The sequence below is a fragment of the Arthrobacter sp. Leaf234 genome, assembly GCF_001422665.1.
Lineage (GTDB): Bacteria > Actinomycetota > Actinomycetes > Actinomycetales > Micrococcaceae > Arthrobacter_D.
Window position 1 is genome coordinate 37,348 of the sequence record NZ_LMLU01000007.1, and the last position, 16,717, is coordinate 54,064.

The 16,717-nt window shown below is 68.2% G+C and carries 13 protein-coding genes and 1 tRNA gene; 2 read left to right on the forward strand and 12 right to left on the reverse strand.

The genetic code is table 11. From position 1 onward, the window contains the following. Positions 1 to 71: 71 nt before the first annotated feature. Positions 72 to 695: a hypothetical protein gene (locus tag ASF21_RS12430; RefSeq protein WP_055771706.1), complete on the reverse strand. Its 624-nt coding sequence runs from the start codon at positions 693 to 695 to the stop codon at positions 72 to 74. Between the two features lie 143 nt (positions 696 to 838). Next, on the reverse strand, positions 839 to 1,861 hold the full coding sequence (ligD, locus tag ASF21_RS12435) for a non-homologous end-joining DNA ligase (RefSeq protein WP_055771709.1): 1,023 nt from the start codon (positions 1,859 to 1,861) through the stop codon (positions 839 to 841). Positions 1,862 to 1,947: 86 nt separating this feature from the next. Here ligD and ASF21_RS16935 point away from each other — a divergent pair, with 86 nt between their 5' ends. Continuing rightward, positions 1,948 to 2,121, forward strand: coding sequence for a hypothetical protein (locus tag ASF21_RS16935; protein ID WP_157365902.1), 174 nt, complete (start codon positions 1,948 to 1,950; stop codon positions 2,119 to 2,121). Positions 2,122 to 2,476: 355 nt separating this feature from the next. Here the strand turns inward: ASF21_RS16935 and ASF21_RS16940 are convergent, their stop codons facing one another. The 4 genes from ASF21_RS16940 to ASF21_RS12455 all read right to left on the reverse strand — a co-directional run bounded on the left by ASF21_RS16940 (position 2,477) and on the right by ASF21_RS12455 (position 4,404). Further along, the gene (locus ASF21_RS16940; protein WP_157365903.1) at positions 2,477 to 3,367 is read right to left on the reverse strand and encodes a hypothetical protein; all 891 of its coding nucleotides are present in this window, start codon (positions 3,365 to 3,367) and stop codon (positions 2,477 to 2,479) included. Positions 3,368 to 3,408: 41 nt separating this feature from the next. Continuing rightward, positions 3,409 to 3,723 (reverse strand): DUF3263 domain-containing protein, encoded by a 315-nt coding sequence (locus tag ASF21_RS12445; RefSeq protein ID WP_082471537.1) that lies wholly within the window; start codon positions 3,721 to 3,723, stop codon positions 3,409 to 3,411. Further along, a complete protein-coding gene (locus tag ASF21_RS12450) occupies positions 3,662 to 4,024 on the reverse strand; it encodes a hypothetical protein (RefSeq protein ID WP_055771715.1) in 363 nt (120 codons plus the stop codon). Before ASF21_RS12450 ends, ASF21_RS12445 begins: the two co-directional genes overlap by 62 nt. A 298-nt stretch (positions 4,025 to 4,322) precedes the next feature. Continuing rightward, positions 4,323 to 4,404: transfer RNA gene (locus ASF21_RS12455), tRNA-Leu, on the reverse strand. 146 nt (positions 4,405 to 4,550) lie between these two features. On the opposite strand from ASF21_RS12455, the gene ASF21_RS12460 reads away from it, so the two are divergent. Next, positions 4,551 to 5,153 carry an ANTAR domain-containing response regulator gene (locus tag ASF21_RS12460; protein WP_055771718.1) on the forward strand — a complete coding sequence of 201 codons (603 nt, stop codon included), beginning with the start codon at positions 4,551 to 4,553 and terminating at the stop codon, positions 5,151 to 5,153. Between the two features lie 99 nt (positions 5,154 to 5,252). Here ASF21_RS12460 and pyk read toward each other — a convergent pair whose 3' ends face one another. From pyk to trpB, 6 genes are all read right to left on the reverse strand, one after another. Next, positions 5,253 to 6,743, reverse strand: a complete 1,491-nt coding sequence (pyk, locus tag ASF21_RS12465) for a pyruvate kinase (RefSeq protein ID WP_055771722.1) — start codon at positions 6,741 to 6,743, stop codon at positions 5,253 to 5,255. 48 nt (positions 6,744 to 6,791) lie between these two features. After that, the gene (locus ASF21_RS12470) at positions 6,792 to 8,249 is read right to left on the reverse strand and encodes a glutamate synthase subunit beta (protein WP_055771726.1); all 1,458 of its coding nucleotides are present in this window, start codon (positions 8,247 to 8,249) and stop codon (positions 6,792 to 6,794) included. Beyond that, positions 8,242 to 12,861, reverse strand: a complete 4,620-nt coding sequence (gene gltB / locus ASF21_RS12475) for a glutamate synthase large subunit (RefSeq protein ID WP_055771728.1) — start codon at positions 12,859 to 12,861, stop codon at positions 8,242 to 8,244. Before gltB ends, ASF21_RS12470 begins: the two co-directional genes overlap by 8 nt. 329 nt (positions 12,862 to 13,190) lie before the next feature. Beyond that, positions 13,191 to 14,300, reverse strand: a complete 1,110-nt coding sequence (gene lgt, locus ASF21_RS12480; RefSeq protein WP_055771731.1) for a prolipoprotein diacylglyceryl transferase — start codon at positions 14,298 to 14,300, stop codon at positions 13,191 to 13,193. Then, complete coding sequence (gene trpA, locus ASF21_RS12485) at positions 14,297 to 15,157, reverse strand: tryptophan synthase subunit alpha (protein ID WP_055771734.1); 861 nt, start codon at positions 15,155 to 15,157, stop codon at positions 14,297 to 14,299. The genes lgt and trpA overlap by 4 nt, the downstream gene beginning before the upstream one ends. Continuing rightward, the gene (gene trpB / locus ASF21_RS12490; protein ID WP_055771737.1) at positions 15,154 to 16,509 is read right to left on the reverse strand and encodes a tryptophan synthase subunit beta; all 1,356 of its coding nucleotides are present in this window, start codon (positions 16,507 to 16,509) and stop codon (positions 15,154 to 15,156) included. Before trpB ends, trpA begins: the two co-directional genes overlap by 4 nt. Between the last annotated feature and the right edge of the window lie 208 nt (positions 16,510 to 16,717).

Genomic DNA, 16,717 nt, shown 5'->3' on the forward strand with positions numbered 1-16,717 from the left:
GCCGCAAGTTTACTCCGGGGCGTTTCCGCCGTGGCACGCAGCCCGACGGGATGCTGCAGCCGCGGGGAGGGTCAGGACTCGGGCCTGACCCTTGCCTCGACCGCCTCGACGCCGCCGGACGGCTGGACCATCACGGTCCGGAGGGTGCCCGGCAGTTCGGGGAACAACCCGATCATGAGGAGTTCGCTCGTTTCTCCCGGCAGCGCTCCCCCGCTGTACTCCTCCACGAGTCCCACGACGTCCGGATCGGCCTCGCCGCCGTTCGCCGCCGCGCCCCACTCCTCGATCACCGCCGCTGCGGGTCGGAGTTCCAGCTCCTGCCCCTCGGGCGTGGAGACGGTCACGGTGTCCAGATCGAGGGTCAGGCCACCCTCGGGATTCTGTACCCTGACCAGCGCGTAGGTCGCGGCGTCCCCGCCCAGCTCCGCGCGCAGGGCCTCCACGTCCGCCGGCTCCTCGGCGGGCAGGACGACATCCCCCTTCGCCTGGTCGACGAGGAAGGCGAAGCTGCCGCTGTTCGCATCCGCGAGCCCCTCCACGGAGGGCGCGTCGGACGGGGCCGCGGCCTGCTCCGATGCCGTCTCCGCCGGATTCGGCGTGGGCCCGGCAGGTTCGGGGCCGGTGGCCGGGTTGCCGCCGCACCCGGAGAGCGCGAGCAGCAGCAGGAGGGTCGATGGCAGGACGTTCTTCTTCATGGTTCTCCCAGCGGCCGGACATGGACCGGCACGGTGTCGGGCCCGGTTCCACCGGGACGCAGCAGCGTTCCTTCCTGTTCTACCAGCGGGCCATCGGCGTCGGGCAGGGAGCTCTGAGGACTACGGACCGTTGACAGGCCGCGTCAGTCCCGGCTACGTGCCCGGCTGGGCTGCACCCGCATCGGTTCCCCGGGCATCTTGGGGAAGTCCGGTGGGAAGGGCAGCTCCCCGAGTCCCTGCTCGGCATCGCGTTCCCACCACGACTGCAGCACGTCGATGCTCCCTGGTGCGTCATGCATGTGCTCCCACGGATCGCCGACCGTGCTCAGGCGTTGCGGGACAGTGGCGACCGTGAACGACGCCGGGTCGACGTCGGAGAGCTCCTCCCACGTCACGGGGCACGAGACAGGGGCATGTGGCAGCGCCCTCGGGCTGTAGGCGCCCGCCATGGTGCGGTCCCGGTTCGCCTGGTTGTAGTCGACGAAGATCCGCTCGCCGCGTTCCTCCTTCCACCATGCCGTAGTCACACGGTCCGGCATCCGGCGTTCCAGCTCACGCGCGGCGGCGATCACGGAGCGGCGGACGTCGAGGAACTCGTGGGCGGGCTCGATCGGCGCGAACACGTGCAGCCCCCTGTTGCCCGACGTCTTGACGAAGCACGTGAGCCCGGCTCCGGCGAGGACGGCGCGCAACTCGTGGGCGGCGGCCACGACGTCGGCGAACGTGGTGCCGGGTTGGGGGTCGAGGTCGATCCGCAGTTCATCGGGGAGATCCGGCGCGGCGGCTCGGGACGCCCACGGGTGGAAGACGACGGTGTTCATCTGTGCGGCCCACACGACGGACGCCGGTTCGTCGAGGACCAGCTGGGGGTGGGATCGTCCGCTGGGATATGTCACGGTCACGCTCCGCACGTAGTCAGGAGCACCCTTGGGCGGGTTCTTGCTGAAGAAGAAATCACCGTCCACGTCCGCGCCGAAACGCTGCAGGGAGACGGGGCGGCTGCCGTTCGCGCGGAGGAAGGCGGGAGCGACCTCCACGAGATACCGGGCGAGGTCCAGCTTGGTGAGGCCCACGTCGGGCCAGAGCACCCTCGAGGGGCTGGACACCCGGACCGGCCGTACGCCCTCCGGTCCGTCGACGTCGAGGATCATCGCTTCGCTGGCCATGCGCCCACAGTACCCGTGGGTCCTTCCGGGCGGCAGGACCCGGCGGGAGTCAGCCGTCCAGGGGCCGCTCCCCGAAGGTTTTCGCCGTGTCCCGCAGCACGTGGAGCGTGAAGGCGGGGCAGGTGGGATCCATGACCAGCCGGACGAGCGGTCGCGCACCCCAGACGCAGGTGCAGCGGGTGGCGCTCACCGGCCGGACCCGGGAGCTGGTCCTGCAGTCCGAGGAGGCGTCTGGAGCGGAAGGGTCGGCGTCGTCATGACGCGATGATCCCGGGTGCGGCGCAGGAGAAACAGCAGGGTGCTTCACACACCCCGGGTGTTACGCGAACAACGCCGCCGGGTGATCCGCCTGACCACCCGCCGCATCGTCAGCGCGATCATCAGCTAGGTCATCAGGGTGGTCCGCCGCGCCGAAGGACCGCGGCCGTGGTGCCCGAAGTGGGACTCGAACCGGACAAGAGCCTTGCTTACCAAACTATCTACGCGAGACCCCGGGCATCCGAGCGCCTCAGGCATGACAAATCCGGACTGCTGAGGGCCGCCCCGTGGACGGTGTCCACATTCGTCAGATGGTCTGCTGGCCACATCCACAACCTCCGGCCGAACCTCAGGGGTTCAAAGTGGCGGCCAGCTCGGTTCGATCGATTCGTCGGCTTCGGGCAGGCCGGCCAGCAGGACTTCGAGGCAACGCCGAGACTCGGTCACGAAATGCTGGAGCACCGGCATCAAATCGAACACGTTCTCTTCATAGACGAACTGCAGTTTCACCGCCGGGCGGAAGATGAGCTGGTCGACACTCCGAATCCGAGTTCCTACGCCTAAAGTGCCGAGCACCGCGCCATCGCGAAATACGACGTCTGGAAAAAGCTCAAGACTGTCGGCAGTTGGCGCAGAGGGATCTTCGATCTTGTAGTGACCTCCAAGTTGGATGCCCTCTACATCAGCTGTGATGACCAGCATGTCGCGGTGCTTGTCCACGATGTCGAGGTCGTGGAGCATCGAAAGGATTGTTGTTCCTCCGAGCGGCATGTAATTGAAGGGTTGCACTGCGCGGAGCCGCTTCTGAAACTCGGGATCTATCTCGCCAACCCAGTCCTTGAGAACTTTTTTCCACTGCCCGTCATCAGTGCAGACGGGAAAGTACACCGATTTAGGCCTCCGGGGCACCGCTCCGTTGTAATGCGCCATACCCCATGCGACGGCATCAAAGGCACTCCGAAAGTTGTGCAGGGCATCACCAAAATCCAGCGCCCAATCGTGCTTCGGTATGCCTCCAGGCGTGCGAGCAACCAAGTCAACCCCTAAGCGGTCCTCCCGCAAGACTGCCTCAATTGATACCGCAGCGCTTGATTGCCACTCAATGAGCTTCGACCTGAGCACGGCAGCGTGTGAGTTACCTCGACTCCATTTAAGGTCTGCCCAAGTTGTGAAGTTGATTCCGCCCACGAGACGAAGGCGATCGACGAGTGGCGGGGTATCGTCCGCACCAGGGACGTAGTTAGTCACTGCGCAAGACTAAAGGTTTGAGGCGTACTTCACATCGCTGGTCATATTGAGACTCCTAGTCGCCGCACCCGCGGACGCCCCTCACTACCCCGCAGCGCTCGCAGGCGCCGCACGAGCATTGGGTTCCAGGCGTCGTCGTGCTCGGTGTCGATGAGTGAGTTCACCTGCTGGTAGAAGGCCGTCGGCGTCAACGTGAAGAGATACTGAATGTCGCTCTCGCGTGTGCCCTGTCTCTTGTAGCTTGAACCAGCCATGCGAAGCATCTGTTGTTGGCGCTCAGTGAGTTCGAGCCGGTCAGGCAACGATGAACTCCTCTTCAGCGTCGACGAAAAACGTAATGATGTCCTGCTCTTCATCGGTGAGTACTTCGAGCCGCAGCATGACGAGGTGGACGTCGACGTCCCAGTGCTCTGCCAGCTCGGAGTGGTCGATGCACCAGAGCAGTCCGTCAACTACGGCGTCGATGCTGATGAGCCGGCGCGCTGTCTCTGCCTCGACGCGGAGCTCGCGCTTGTTGTTCAGCCAGTCGTTTGCGCAGGGCCCGTCGTCATCCTCCCAGTGGATGAGTTCATGGACGATCGTGCAGCGCTGTGTTCGGCAGCTGGTTCGTGGGTCAATGTAGATGGTGTTCAGGCGTCGGTCATAGTGACCGACCACATCGTCTGGCAGTTCCCTATGTTGCTCTGCACAATGGCGTGCTGCGCGATTTCAAACGAGTTGCCATTGGACTCAAGTAGCCGCTTTGGCGTCTCAGCTTCGCCTCTTGTATCCAAGGTTACGCCCTGCTCACGCCGCGTTTTGGGGTCCCTCCAGCAGACAGTGAAGGAGCTCGTGCCGTTCTTACGCTGCCGGACCTTGATGCTCGCCATGTCCGCAATCGTGGACCGCTGTCCACGCTATTTCAACTTCTGTCCACACCATGCAGCGCTACCCGCCTCTGACTAGGCGTTTTAGGTGCCCGAAGTGGGACTCGAACCCACACACCTCTCGATACTGCATTTTGAGTGCAGCGCGTCTGCCAATTCCGCCATTCGGGCCGTGCCCGCCACGGCTGTGAGGAAGAAGGCCGACTTCCGTCCTCCGCCGGTGCGCGAAACCACTCTACATGCCGATAGGCTGGATCCCGGATCGGGAGCATGCCATCCGCGATCCGCCGGAACGCCGTCATCATCAAGGAGCAACAGTGTCTGAATCCACCGAAACCACGCCCGCCGGACCCGCTCGCCGGGTCATCGTGGCCGAGGACGAGACGCTGATCCGGCTCGACATCATCGAGATCCTCCGCGGCGAGGGCTACGAGGTCGTAGCGGAGGCCGACAACGGCGAGAAGGCGGTCGCCCTGGCCCAGGAGCACAGGCCCGATCTCGTCCTCATGGACGTCAAGATGCCCGTCATGGACGGCATCACCGCGGCGGAGCAGATCGTCAAGGCGCGCATCGCCCCCGTGGTCCTCCTCACGGCCTTCAGCCAGAAGGAACTCATCGAGCGCGCCCGCGATGCCGGTGCCATGGCCTACGTCGTCAAGCCGTTCACTCCCGCGGACCTGATCCCCGCCATCGAGATCGCGATGTCACGCCACGAGGAGATCAAGGCCCTCGAGGCCGAGGTGTCCGACCTCCAGGAGCAGTTCGCAACCCGCAAGCTCGTGGAGCGCGCCAAGAGCCTGCTCACCACCAAGATGGGCCTCACCGAGCCAGAGGCCTTCCGCTGGATCCAGAAGACCTCCATGGACCGCCGCCTCAGCATGCGCGAGGTCGCGGAGACGATCATCAACCAGGTCAACTGACTCCGCGGGGACTTCTCGCAGTCCCACCCCCCGGTCGTAGCGACTACACGAAGACCCCCACCCGATCGGGTGGGGGTCTTCGTGGTCAGCGCGTGATCGCTACTTCTTCCTGACGGGCCAGGGGCCGACGTCCTCCTTGATGAAGGAGGTGTGGTCGTCGGGGAGCTGGCCGGCGTCCGTGATGTCGCCGACGCGGTGCACCTTGATCGAGTTGGTCGATCCTGCCTGCCCGGGAGGGGAACCGGCGGCGATGACCACGAGGTCGTCGACCTCGACGAGGCCCTGCTCGAACAGGACGCGGTCCACCTGCGACGTCATCTGGTCCGTGTGCTCGACGAACTCGACGAGCTTGGGCTGGATGCCCCAGATGAGCGACATGGTGTTCAGCGTGGACTGCACCGGCGTGAAGGCGAAGACCGGCTTCTTCGGGCGCAGGCGGGACAGGCGGCGCGCCGAGTCGCCGGACTGCGTGAAGGTGCAGATGTACTTCGCGTCGAGCTGGTCGGAGATCTCGACGGCCGCGCGCGTGATGGCGCCACCGCGGGTCTTCGGCTTGCTGCCCAGCGGCGGGACGCGCTCGAGCCCGTGGCGCTCGGTGGACTCGATGATGTCGTTCATGATCTTCACCGTCTCCATCGGGTACTTGCCGACGCTCGTCTCACCGGAGAGCATGACGGCGTCCGCACCGTCGAGGACGGCATTGGCGCAGTCCGAGGCCTCGGCGCGCGTGGGCCGCGGGTTGTCGATCATCGACTCGAGGACCTGGGTCGCGACGATGACCGGCTTGGCCCAGCGGCGGGCGAGCTCGATCGCCCGCTTCTGCACGATCGGCACGTCCTGCAGCGGGAGCTCGACGCCGAGGTCCCCACGAGCAACCATGATGGCGTCGAAGGCGTCGATGATCTCCTCGAGGGCGTCGACGGCCTGGGGCTTCTCGATCTTCGCGATGACGGGGACCCGGCGTCCCTCCTCGTCCATGATCTCGTGCACGCGCCGGACGTCACCGGCATCGCGGACGAAGGACAGCGCGACCATGTCGACGCCGATCTGGATGGCCCAGCGGAGGTCCTCCTCGTCCTTGTCGCTCAGTGCGGGGACGTTGACGGCGACACCGGGCAGGTTGATGCCCTTGTTGTTGGACACCATCCCGCCGACGACGACCTCGGTGGTGACCTTCACGTCGTCGACGGCGGTCGCGCGGAGCGATACCTTGCCGTCGTCGATGAGGAGCATGTCACCGACGTTGACGTCGTGGGGCAGTCCCTTGAAGGTGGTGGAGCAGATCTCCTGCGTCCCCTCGATGTCCTCGGTGGTGATCGTGAAGATGTCCCCCGGGGCGAGGGCGTGGGGTCCGTCGACGAACCGGCCGAGGCGGATCTTCGGGCCCTGTAGGTCGGCGAAGATGCCGACGGGCTTGCCCAGCTCCGCCGAGGCACGCCGCACATTCTCGTAGGTGCTGCTGTGCACGGTGTAGTCACCGTGGCTCATGTTCATCCGGGCGACGTCCACGCCCGCCTCGAGCACGGCGAGCGTGTTCTCATAGCTGGCGATTGCGGGCCCGAATGTTGCAACGATTTTTGCGCGTCTCATAAACCTAGCCTAGTCGTGTTGGGGTCGTGGGGATGGTGTGGGGGCCGGTCAGAGAACGGCGATGGAGCGATCTGACGGTGCTACGGGCGCGGGCAGCTTCGTCGACCCCATGAGGTACTTGTCCACGGCGGCAGCGCACGCGCGGCCCTCCGCGATCGCCCAGACGATCAGCGACTGGCCTCGGCCGGCGTCGCCGACCGAGAAGACACCCGCGGTGTTCGTCATGTAGTAGCCGTCCCGCGCGAGGTTGCCGTGGTCGTCGAAGGCGGCCTCGACCTGCTCGGTGATGCCGGCGGGTTCGGCGCCCGTGAAACCGAGCGAGAGCAGGACGAGGTCCGCCGGGATCTCCCGTTCGGAGCCGGCCTTCGGGACACGCCGCCCGTCCACGAACTCGGTCTCCGCGACCTTGATGCCGCGCAGCACGCCGTTGTCGCCGACGAACTCCACGGTGGACGCGAGGTAGCGCCGCTCGCCGCCCTCCTCGTGCGCACTGGCGATGTCGAAGAGCGTCGGGAACGTGGGCCAGGGCTGGTCCGGCCGTCGCTCGGCGGGCGGCTGCTGGCCGATGGCGAGCGTGGTCACGGACGCGGCCTTCTGGCGGTGAGCGGTACCGAGGCAGTCGGCGCCCGTATCGCCGCCGCCGAGGATGACGACGTGCTTTCCCTCGGCGTGGATCTGGTCCTCGACGGCGTCGCCGGCCACGACGCGGTTCGCCGGGACCAAGTAGTCCATGGCGAAGTGCACGCCCTCGAGCTCACGGCCCGGGATCGGCAGGTCGCGCGGGACCGTGGCTCCGGTGGCGACCACGACGGCGTCGTAGCGGCGCTTCAGCTGTCCCCAGCTGATGTCCTTGCCGACGTCGACACCGGTCCGGAAGCGCGTCCCCTCGGCCTTCATCTGGTCGACCCGTCGCTCCACATGGATCTTCTCCATCTTGAAGTCGGGGATCCCGTAGCGGAGGAGCCCGCCGATGCGGTCGTCCCGCTCGTAGACGGCGACCGTGTGCCCGGTGCGCGTGAGCTGCTGGGCCACGGCGAGGCCCGCCGGTCCGGATCCGACGACGGCGACCGTCCGGCCCGTCAGGCGCTCCGGCGGGTGCGGCTCCACCCAGCCCTCACCGAAGGCCTGGTCCGCAATGGACACCTCGACCTGCTTGATGGTCACGGGAGGCTGGTTGATGCCGAGCACGCACGAGGATTCGCACGGCGCAGGGCAGAGCCGGCCCGTGAACTCCGGGAAGTTGTTCGTCGCGTGCAGCCGGTCGATCGCCTCCCGGCCCTTCTCCCGGAACGTGAGGTCGTTCCACTCCGGGATGAGGTTGCCCAGCGGGCAGCCCTGGTGACAGAACGGGATGCCGCAGTCCATGCAGCGGCCGGCCTGCGCCTTCAGGACGCCCTTCTCCTGGGCCTCGTACACTTCCTTCCAGTCCATGATGCGCACGGGGACCGGGCGTCGGGGCTGGGTCTGGCGCTCGCGCACCTTCATGAATCCGCGTGGGTCAGCCACCGGTTACCTCCAGGATCTTGGTCCACGCCTCTTCGCCGTCGGGGTCGAGCCCCTGGTCGACGGCGGTGGCACGGGCGTCCAGCACCGCGGCGTAGTCGCGCGGCAGGACCTTGGTGAGACGGGCGATGGTGTCCTCGAAGGACCCGAGCAGGCTCTCCGCGAGGGTGGACTCGGTCTCCTCGACGTGCTGGATCAGCAGCCGCCGGACGATCTCGATGTCCTCGGCGTCGAGGTCGACGAGCAGGAGCTCCCCGTTCTCGAGGCTCTGCTTGTTGACGCGCGCACGGTCCAGGTCCAGGACGAACGCCGTCCCCCCGGACATGCCCGCGCCGAAGTTGCGGCCCGTGCGTCCGAGGATGAGGGCCTGCCCTCCCGTCATGTACTCGCAGCCGTGGTCGCCGATTCCCTCGGCCACCGCCGTCGCGCCGGAGTTGCGGACGAGGAACCGCTCCCCCACCTGCCCGCGCAGGAACATCTCGCCGCTCGTCGCGCCGTAGCCGATGACGTTGCCGGCGATCACGTTGTGGTCGGCCCGGAACACGTTGGTACGGTCCGGACGCACGATGATCCGGCCGCCGGAGAGCCCCTTGCCCACGTAGTCGTTCGAGTCGCCGAGCAGGCGCAGGGTGATACCGGCCGGCAGGAAGGCCCCGAGGGACTGTCCGGCCTGCCCGGTCAGGGTGACGTCGATGGTGTCCGGCGCCAGGACGTCGAGGCCGAAGGTGCGCGTGACCTCGTGACCGAGCATCGTCCCGACGGAGCGGTCGGTATTGACGACATCCAGTGAGATGCGGACCGGCGAACGGTGCTGCAGCGCGTCGGCGCTCATCTCGATGAGCTTGTTGTCGAAGTGCTGGTCCAGGTCGTGGTTCTGCTTCAGCATGTTGCGCATCGGCTCGCCGGAGTCGAACTCGTTGCCGCGCAGGATCGGGTCCAGGTCCAGCCCGTCGGCCTTCCAGTGCTCGATCGCCTTGCGGGCGTCGAGCAGCTCGCTGTGGCCGATGGCCTCCTCGAGGGTCCGGAAGCCGAGCTCCGCCAGGATCTCTCGGACCTCCTCGGCGATGAACTCGAAGAAGTTGACCACGAACTCCGGCTTGCCGGTGAAGCGGCTGCGGAGCTCGGGGTTCTGCGTCGCCACCCCCACGGGGCAGGTGTCGAGATGGCAGACGCGCATCATGATGCAGCCCGAGACCACGAGGGGGGCGGTCGCGAAACCGAACTCCTCGCCGCCCAGCAGGGCGGCGATGACGACGTCGCGCCCGGTCTTGAGCTGTCCGTCGACCTGGACCACCACGCGGTCGCGCAGGCCGTTGAGCATGAGGGTCTGCTGCGTCTCGGCGAGGCCGAGCTCCCACGGGATGCCCGCGTGCTTCAGGGAGTTGAGCGGGCTCGCGCCCGTCCCGCCGTCGTGCCCCGACACCAGGACGACGTCGGCCTTGGCCTTCGTGACGCCCGCGGCCACCGTGCCGATGCCCACCTCGGACACCAGCTTGACGTGGACCCGCGCGCTCGGGTTGGAGCGCTTGAGGTCGTAGATGAGCTGTGCGAGGTCCTCGATCGAGTAGATGTCGTGGTGCGGCGGCGGCGAGATCAGCGCGACGCCGGGCGTGGAGTGCCGTGTGCGGGCGATCCACGGGTAGACCTTCTGGCTCATGAGCTGGCCGCCCTCACCGGGCTTGGCTCCCTGCGCCATCTTGATCTGGATGTCGTCGGCGTTGGTCAGGTACAGGCTCGTGACGCCGAACCGGCCCGAGGCCACCTGCTTGATGGCGGACCGCCGCTCGGGGTCGAGCAGGCGCTCGACGTCCTCGCCGCCCTCGCCCGTGTTCGATTTCCCGCCCAGGCGGTTCATCGCGATGGCGAGGGTCTCGTGCGCCTCCTGCGAGATGGAGCCGTAGCTCATCGCCCCTGTGGAGAAGCGCTTCACGATCTCCGAGACCGGCTCCACCTCGTCGAGCGGGAGGGGCGGCCGGGCGTCGTCGCGCAGCCTCAGCAGGCCGCGGAGCGTCATGAGCTCGCGCGACTGGTCGTCGACGCCCTGCGTGTAGGCCTTGAAGATGTCGTAGCGGCGCTCACGCGTCGCGTGCTGCAGCCGGAAGACCGTCTCCGGGTTGAACAGGTGCGGCGGGCCCTCGCGGCGCCACTGGTATTCGCCGCCGTTGTCGAGGCCGCGGTGCGGGTCCTCGATGCCGTCCTGCGGGTACGCCGTGTCATGCCGGGCAGCGGTCTCCGCGGCGATGACGTCGAGGCCCACGCCACCGAGCTGCGTCTGGGTGCCGTGGAAGTACTCGTCCACGAGCTCCTGCGAGAGTCCGAGCGCCTCGAAGGTCTGCGCGCCGCAGTAGGAGCTGACCGTGGAGATACCCATCTTGGACATGATCTTCAGGACGCCCTTGCCGAGGCCCTTGATGAGGTGCGCGACGGCGGCCTCGGCGCTCACGCCCGTGATGTCGCCGTTGCGGACCAGCTCCTCGCAGCTCTCCATCGCGAGGTAGGGGTTCACGGCGGACGCCCCGTACCCGATCAGCACCGCGACGTGGTGGACCTCGCGGACATCGCCCGCCTCGACCACGAGGGACGTCTTGGTGCGGTTGGCGCTCTTGAGGAGGTGGTGGTGCACGGCGCTCGTCAGGAGCAGCGACGGGATGGGCGCCCACTGACCGTTCGAATCCCGGTCGGAGAGCACCACGTACTCGACGCCGCGGTTCAGGGCGCTGGAGACCTGCTCGCAGATCTCGGCGAGGCGCGCCCGGAGGGCCGCCTCCCCGCCGTCGTGCCGGTACAGGCCGCGCACGCGCACGGTCAGCCGATCGCCGTCGTCGGTCTCGAGGTTGGCGATCTTCGCCAGCTCGTCGTTGGTGATGACCGGGAACTTCAGGGCGATCTGCTTGGACCGGACCTGGCCGGTGGAGAGCAGGTTGCCGTCGGGTCCGATCGTGACACCCATGGAGGTCACGAGTTCCTCGCGGATGGAGTCCAGCGGCGGGTTGGTCACCTGCGCGAAGGACTGCACGAAGTAGTCGAACAGCAGGCGCGGACGCTTGGACAGGACGGCGATCGGCGTGTCCGAGCCCATGGCGCCGAGCGGTTCCGCACCGTTCTTCGCCATCGGGCCGAGGAGGATGCGCAGCTCCTCCTGCGTGTAGCCGAAGGTCCGCTGGCGGCGGTTGATGGAGGCCTTGGTGTGCACCACGTGCTCGCGCTCGGGCAGGTCCTCGAGCTGGATCAGGTTCTCCCGGACCCACTCCCCCCACGGGTTCGCCGCGGCGACCTCGGCCTTGATCTCCTGGTCCTCGATCAGCCGGCCCGCCTCGGTGTCGACGAGGAACATCTTGCCGGGTGAGACACGGCCCTTGCGGACCACGCGGGACGGCTCGACGTCGAGCACGCCCACCTCGGAGGCGAGGATGACGAGGCCGTCCTCGGTGACCCAGTACCGGGCGGGGCGGAGGCCGTTGCGGTCCAGCACGGCGCCGACGAGCCGACCGTCCGTGAAGGACACGGCGGCTGGTCCGTCCCACGGCTCCATGAGCATGGAGTGGTACTGGTAGAACGCGCGGCGGGCGGGATCCATGGTGGCGTGGTTCTCCCACGCCTCCGGGATCATCATCATGATCGAGTGCGTGATCGGCCGGCCGGAGAGCGTGAGGAGCTCGGCCACCTCGTCGAAGGACGCCGAGTCCGACGCGCCGGGCGTGCAGATGGGGTACAACTCCTCGGGCGAGTCCCCGAGCAGCGGGTTGGACAGCTGCGACTGGCGGGCCCGCATCCAGTTCCGGTTGCCCTTGACGGTGTTGATCTCGCCGTTGTGGGCGATGGTCCGGAAGGGCTGCGCGAGCGGCCAGGACGGGAAGGTGTTGGTGGAGAAGCGCGAGTGGACGATCCCGAGGCGCGTCTTGAACCGCTCGTCCGACAGGTCCGGGTAGAACGGTTCCAGCTGGGCCGTGGTCAGCATGCCCTTGTAGACGATGGTCTTCGACGACAGCGACGGGAAGTACACGCCGTACTTGTTCTGCGCCCGCTTCCGCAGGCGGAACGCGCGTCCGTCGAGGTCCGAGGCGTCACCGTCGGCCGGAGCCAGGAACAGCTGGACGAAGTGCGGCATGCAGGCGCGCGCCATGGCTCCGACGAGGTCGGCGACGACGGGCACCACGCGCCAGCCGAGGACCTCCAGGCCTTCGGACTCGGCGATGGACTCCAGTCCCGCGCGGGCGGTCTCCTCCTCCTTCGCCTCGGCAGGCAGGAACGCGGTCCCGACCACGTAGCCGCCGGCAGGGGGCAGGTCGAAGCCCGCGACGGCGCGGAAGAACTCGTCGGGGATCTGGGTGAGGAGGCCCGCGCCGTCTCCGGTGCCCTCGTCCGCCCCGACCGCGCCGCGGTGCTCGAGGTTGCGGAGCGCCGTCAGGGCGGCATCGACGATGTCGTGGCCGGGTTCACCGCGCAGGGTGGCGATGACGGCGAGACCGCATGCGTCCTTCTCGTTCTGCGGGTCGTACAGGCCCGTGGCCTCGGGCAGCGAGGCGAACCGCGTGAAAGGGGACTCGGCGGCGTCCGTCGAGGACGTGTCCGTGCCCGGGTCCGCCTGCAGAGGGTGTGGCGTCAAAGCAGTCATAGAAAGGATCCTTCCCCCATGATGGAGCGTCGGGAGGGGACAGCCTTGGCCCCGCGGGCACCGATCCGAGGGGAACGGGCACCGTCTGTCGATCTCGCGTGCACCGCCCGGCCCTGCGCCGCCCGGCGCTGTTGGCGGGCGATCACTGTGGTCATCCTGCGCTGGTCAGGGCGGTACCGGTGCAGGCTCGGAAGGTGATCCGGCCGTCGCACCTGTGGTCCACAACTGTGTGGTGTTGCGTCCTTGAGGGGCGGTGGCCCGGGGACTGCTGTCGGGGACCCAGTCCCGCGGCTCCGCTCTCGCGGGGTCCTCGGAGCGTGGATCGATCCTCAGGAGCCGTTTGTTTCGGACAGATTACCACGCTCGTTCCGCGCGTCCGCCGCTCCATCCGAGGCGTGGCCACCTGTGGCTGAAGCGTTACTCACGGACCGTCCGGCGTCGTCACGATCGGTGGGAGGCTCGGCACCTGCGGCATCCGCGGCAGCGGTGCCGTCGGTGGCCGTGGTGTCCTTGGCGCCCGTATCCGTGGCACCCGTGGAGTCGACGTCCGCCCCGACGGCGTCCTTCGGTTCCCGGCCCGGCACATACACCGACGGCGCCTCGGCCGGCCGGCGCTTCACGGCGAGATACACGAGGACGGCCAGCGCGACGACGAACACGGCGATACTCGTCCAGACGTTCAGGCGCTGCGTGACCCCGAAGAGCGTCACCATCTCGGCGTCGTCGATGCGCAGGGCCTCGATCCAGACGCGCCCGAGCGTGTAGTAGGCGGCGTAGAGCCAGAACATGCGTCCGCCACGGAGGTTCAGCTTCCGCGCGAGCAGCAGGAGGATGGCGACTCCGGCGAGGTTCCACAGGAGTTCGTAGAGGAAGGTCGGGTGGAACAGCGTCCCGGGTTCCTGGTCGAGCGGGAAGTTGGCGTTGTCGGCATCGATCTCCAAACCCCAGGGCAGCGTGGTGGGCGCGCCGAAGAGCTCCTGGTTGAACCAGTTCCCGAGACGCCCCACGGCTTGCGCGAGGAGCACGCCCGGCGCCGCTGCATCGGCGAAGGCGGAGAGCCTGACCCCGGCCCGCCGCGCCCCGATCCAGGCCCCGACGGCACCGAGGGCGATGGCCCCCCAGATCCCGAGGCCGCCCAGCCAGATCTGCGGGATCCGGGCGAGATCCCCTTCGGGTCCGAAGTACGCGTCCGGCGACGACACCACGTGGTAGAGCCGTCCGCCGATGATGCCGAAGGGGATGGCCCAGATGGCGATGTCCCACACGGCGTCGGCGTTCCCGCCGAAGGCGACGAAGCGCTTCTGCGTGAGGATGAGCGCGAGGATGATGCCCGCGAGGATGCAGAGCGCGTAGGCGTGGATGGTGACCGGCCCGAGGGCGAAGCTCGCCCATTCGGACGGCGGGCTCGGGATGGACGCCGCGACGGCGATCCCGGTCATGCCGACCCTCCGGCGGACACCTTGGCGGCACCCGTGCTGAGCTCGCGTGTGAGGTCCGCGACCGCCTGCACACCACCGTCCCTGAGGGCCGCCACGAGGGCCGTCCCGACGATCACGCCGTCCGCGTAGGCGCCGATCTCGCGCACCTGGGCGGAGGAGGAGACGCCGAGTCCCACGCAGACGCGCTCGGCGCCGGCGTCGTGCGCGGCGTCGACGACGGCCTGGGCCGCCGCACCGACGGAGGTCCTGGCACCCGTCACACCCATGACGGAGACCGCGTACACGAAGCCGCGGCTGGCGTCGACGGTGTTCTGCATGCGCTGCGGGGAGGTGGAGGGCGCGACGAGGAACACCCGGTCGAGGCCGAGCTCCTCGGAGACCTGCAGCCATTCCGCTGCCTCGTCGGGGATGAGGTCGGGGGTGATGAGCCCGGCTCCGCCGGCGGCGGCGAGGCGCTCCGCGAAGTCGCGGACACCCATCCGCATCACGGGGTTCCAGTACGTCATCACGAGCACCGCGGCATCCGTCTTCCGGGTGATGCCTTCCACGACGTCGAAGATCTGCGGCACGGTGAAGCCGTTCGCGAGGGCCTCGACCGTCGCCTCCTGGATCACCACCCCGTCCATGACGGGGTCGGAGTACGGGATGCCGATCTCGATGAGGTCCACGCCGTTCTCCGCCATGGCGATCCCGGCCTCGATGGTGGTCCTGACATCGGGGAACCCCGCGGGCAGGTAGCCGATGAGGGCTGCGCGACCCTCGCTGCGGGCCTTCTCGATGGCGGCAGCCGCCTTTGAGGCGGGTGCGCCGGCTGCGCCGGGCTCCGGTTGCTGCTGGTCAGGGACGTGTGTCGTCACAGCTGCTCACCCTCCTCTGCGATCTCCTGCTCCACGCTGTCGTCCGGCAGCAGGTCGAAGTAGCCCGCGGCGGTCGCCACGTCCTTGTCCCCACGGCCCGAGAGGTTCACGACGATGATCCTGTCCGAGGGCTGCTCCCCCGGGGCGAGGTCGGCGGCGAGGCGCCGGCCGAGCTTCATGGTCCCGGCGAGTGCGTGTGCGGTCTCGATGGCGGGGATGATGCCCTCGGTCTGGCTGAGGAGCTTGAAGGCCTCCATGGCCTCGGCGTCGGTGATGGGCTCGTAGTGCGCGCGCCCGATGTCCGCGAGGTAGGCGTGCTCGGGGCCGACCCCGGGGTAGTCGAGGCCCGCCGAGATGGAGTGTGACTCCATGGTCTGGCCGTCCTCGTCCTGCATCAGGTAGGACCGGGCGCCGTGCAGCACACCCGGTCGGCCGAGCGTGATCGTCGCGGCGTGGCGGCCGGTCTCCACGCCGTCGCCCCCGGCCTCGAAGCCGTACAGCGCGACCTCGCGGTCGTCGAGGAAGCCGTGGAACATGCCGATCGCGTTGGACCCGCCGCCCACGCAGGCCGTCACGGCGTCGGGCAGGCGTCCGGTCTGCTCGAGGATCTGCTCGCGCGCCTCGTCGCCGATGACCTCGTGGAAGTAGCGGACCATCGACGGGAAGGGGTGCGCTCCCGCGGCGGTGCCGAGGAGGTAGTGCGTGGTCTCGACGTTGGCGACCCAGTCACGCAGGGCGTCGTTGATGGCGTCCTTGAGGGTCTGCGACCCGTTGGTCACGGGGACCACCGTCGCGCCGAGCAGCTGCATGCGGGCGACATTCAGCGCCTGCCGACGCGTGTCCTCCGCGCCCATGTACACGACGCACTCGAGACCGAGGAGGGCTGCCGCCGTCGCGCTGGCGACGCCGTGCTGGCCGGCGCCGGTCTCGGCGATGACACGGGTCTTGCCCATGCGCTTGGCGATCAGCGCCTGGCCGAGCACGTTGTTGATCTTGTGGGACCCGGTGTGGTTGAGGTCCTCCCGCTTGAGGAAGACCCGGACGCCCCCGCAGTGCTCGGCGAAGCGCGCGGCCTCGGTGAGCAGCGAGGGGCGGCCGGCGTAGTTCCTGTTGAGCTCCGCGACCTGGGCCGTGAACTCGGGATCCGCCTTCGCCTTGTCGAAGGTGTCCTGCAGCTCGTCGAGCGCCGCGATGAGCGATTCGGGCATCCAGCGGCCGCCGTAGGCGCCGAAGTACGGACCGGGGGCGTGGCGGAGGCTCTGGTCGTGGCTGAGGAAGGCCTCGGCCGTCCCGGCGTCGATGGCGTCCGCTGCTCCGGCGTCCGTGCCGGTCAGGCCCGTGTCCTGGTGCATATCAGTCATGACTTCAGCAATCCTGTCCTGTTGGTCCTCGCCCGGACGGGGATGCGTCGCGGGCGCCGGCGGGTCCGGTGATCCGTCCCGTGTGCTGCTCGGTGGTGCTGGTGCCGACCGGTGGCCGGTGCTTGGCGGGCGCGTGCCCGGTATGGATGGTCCGGCTGGACCGCTCCCTGGTGGGAGCTGCGGGCGCCGGCCCGTCGAC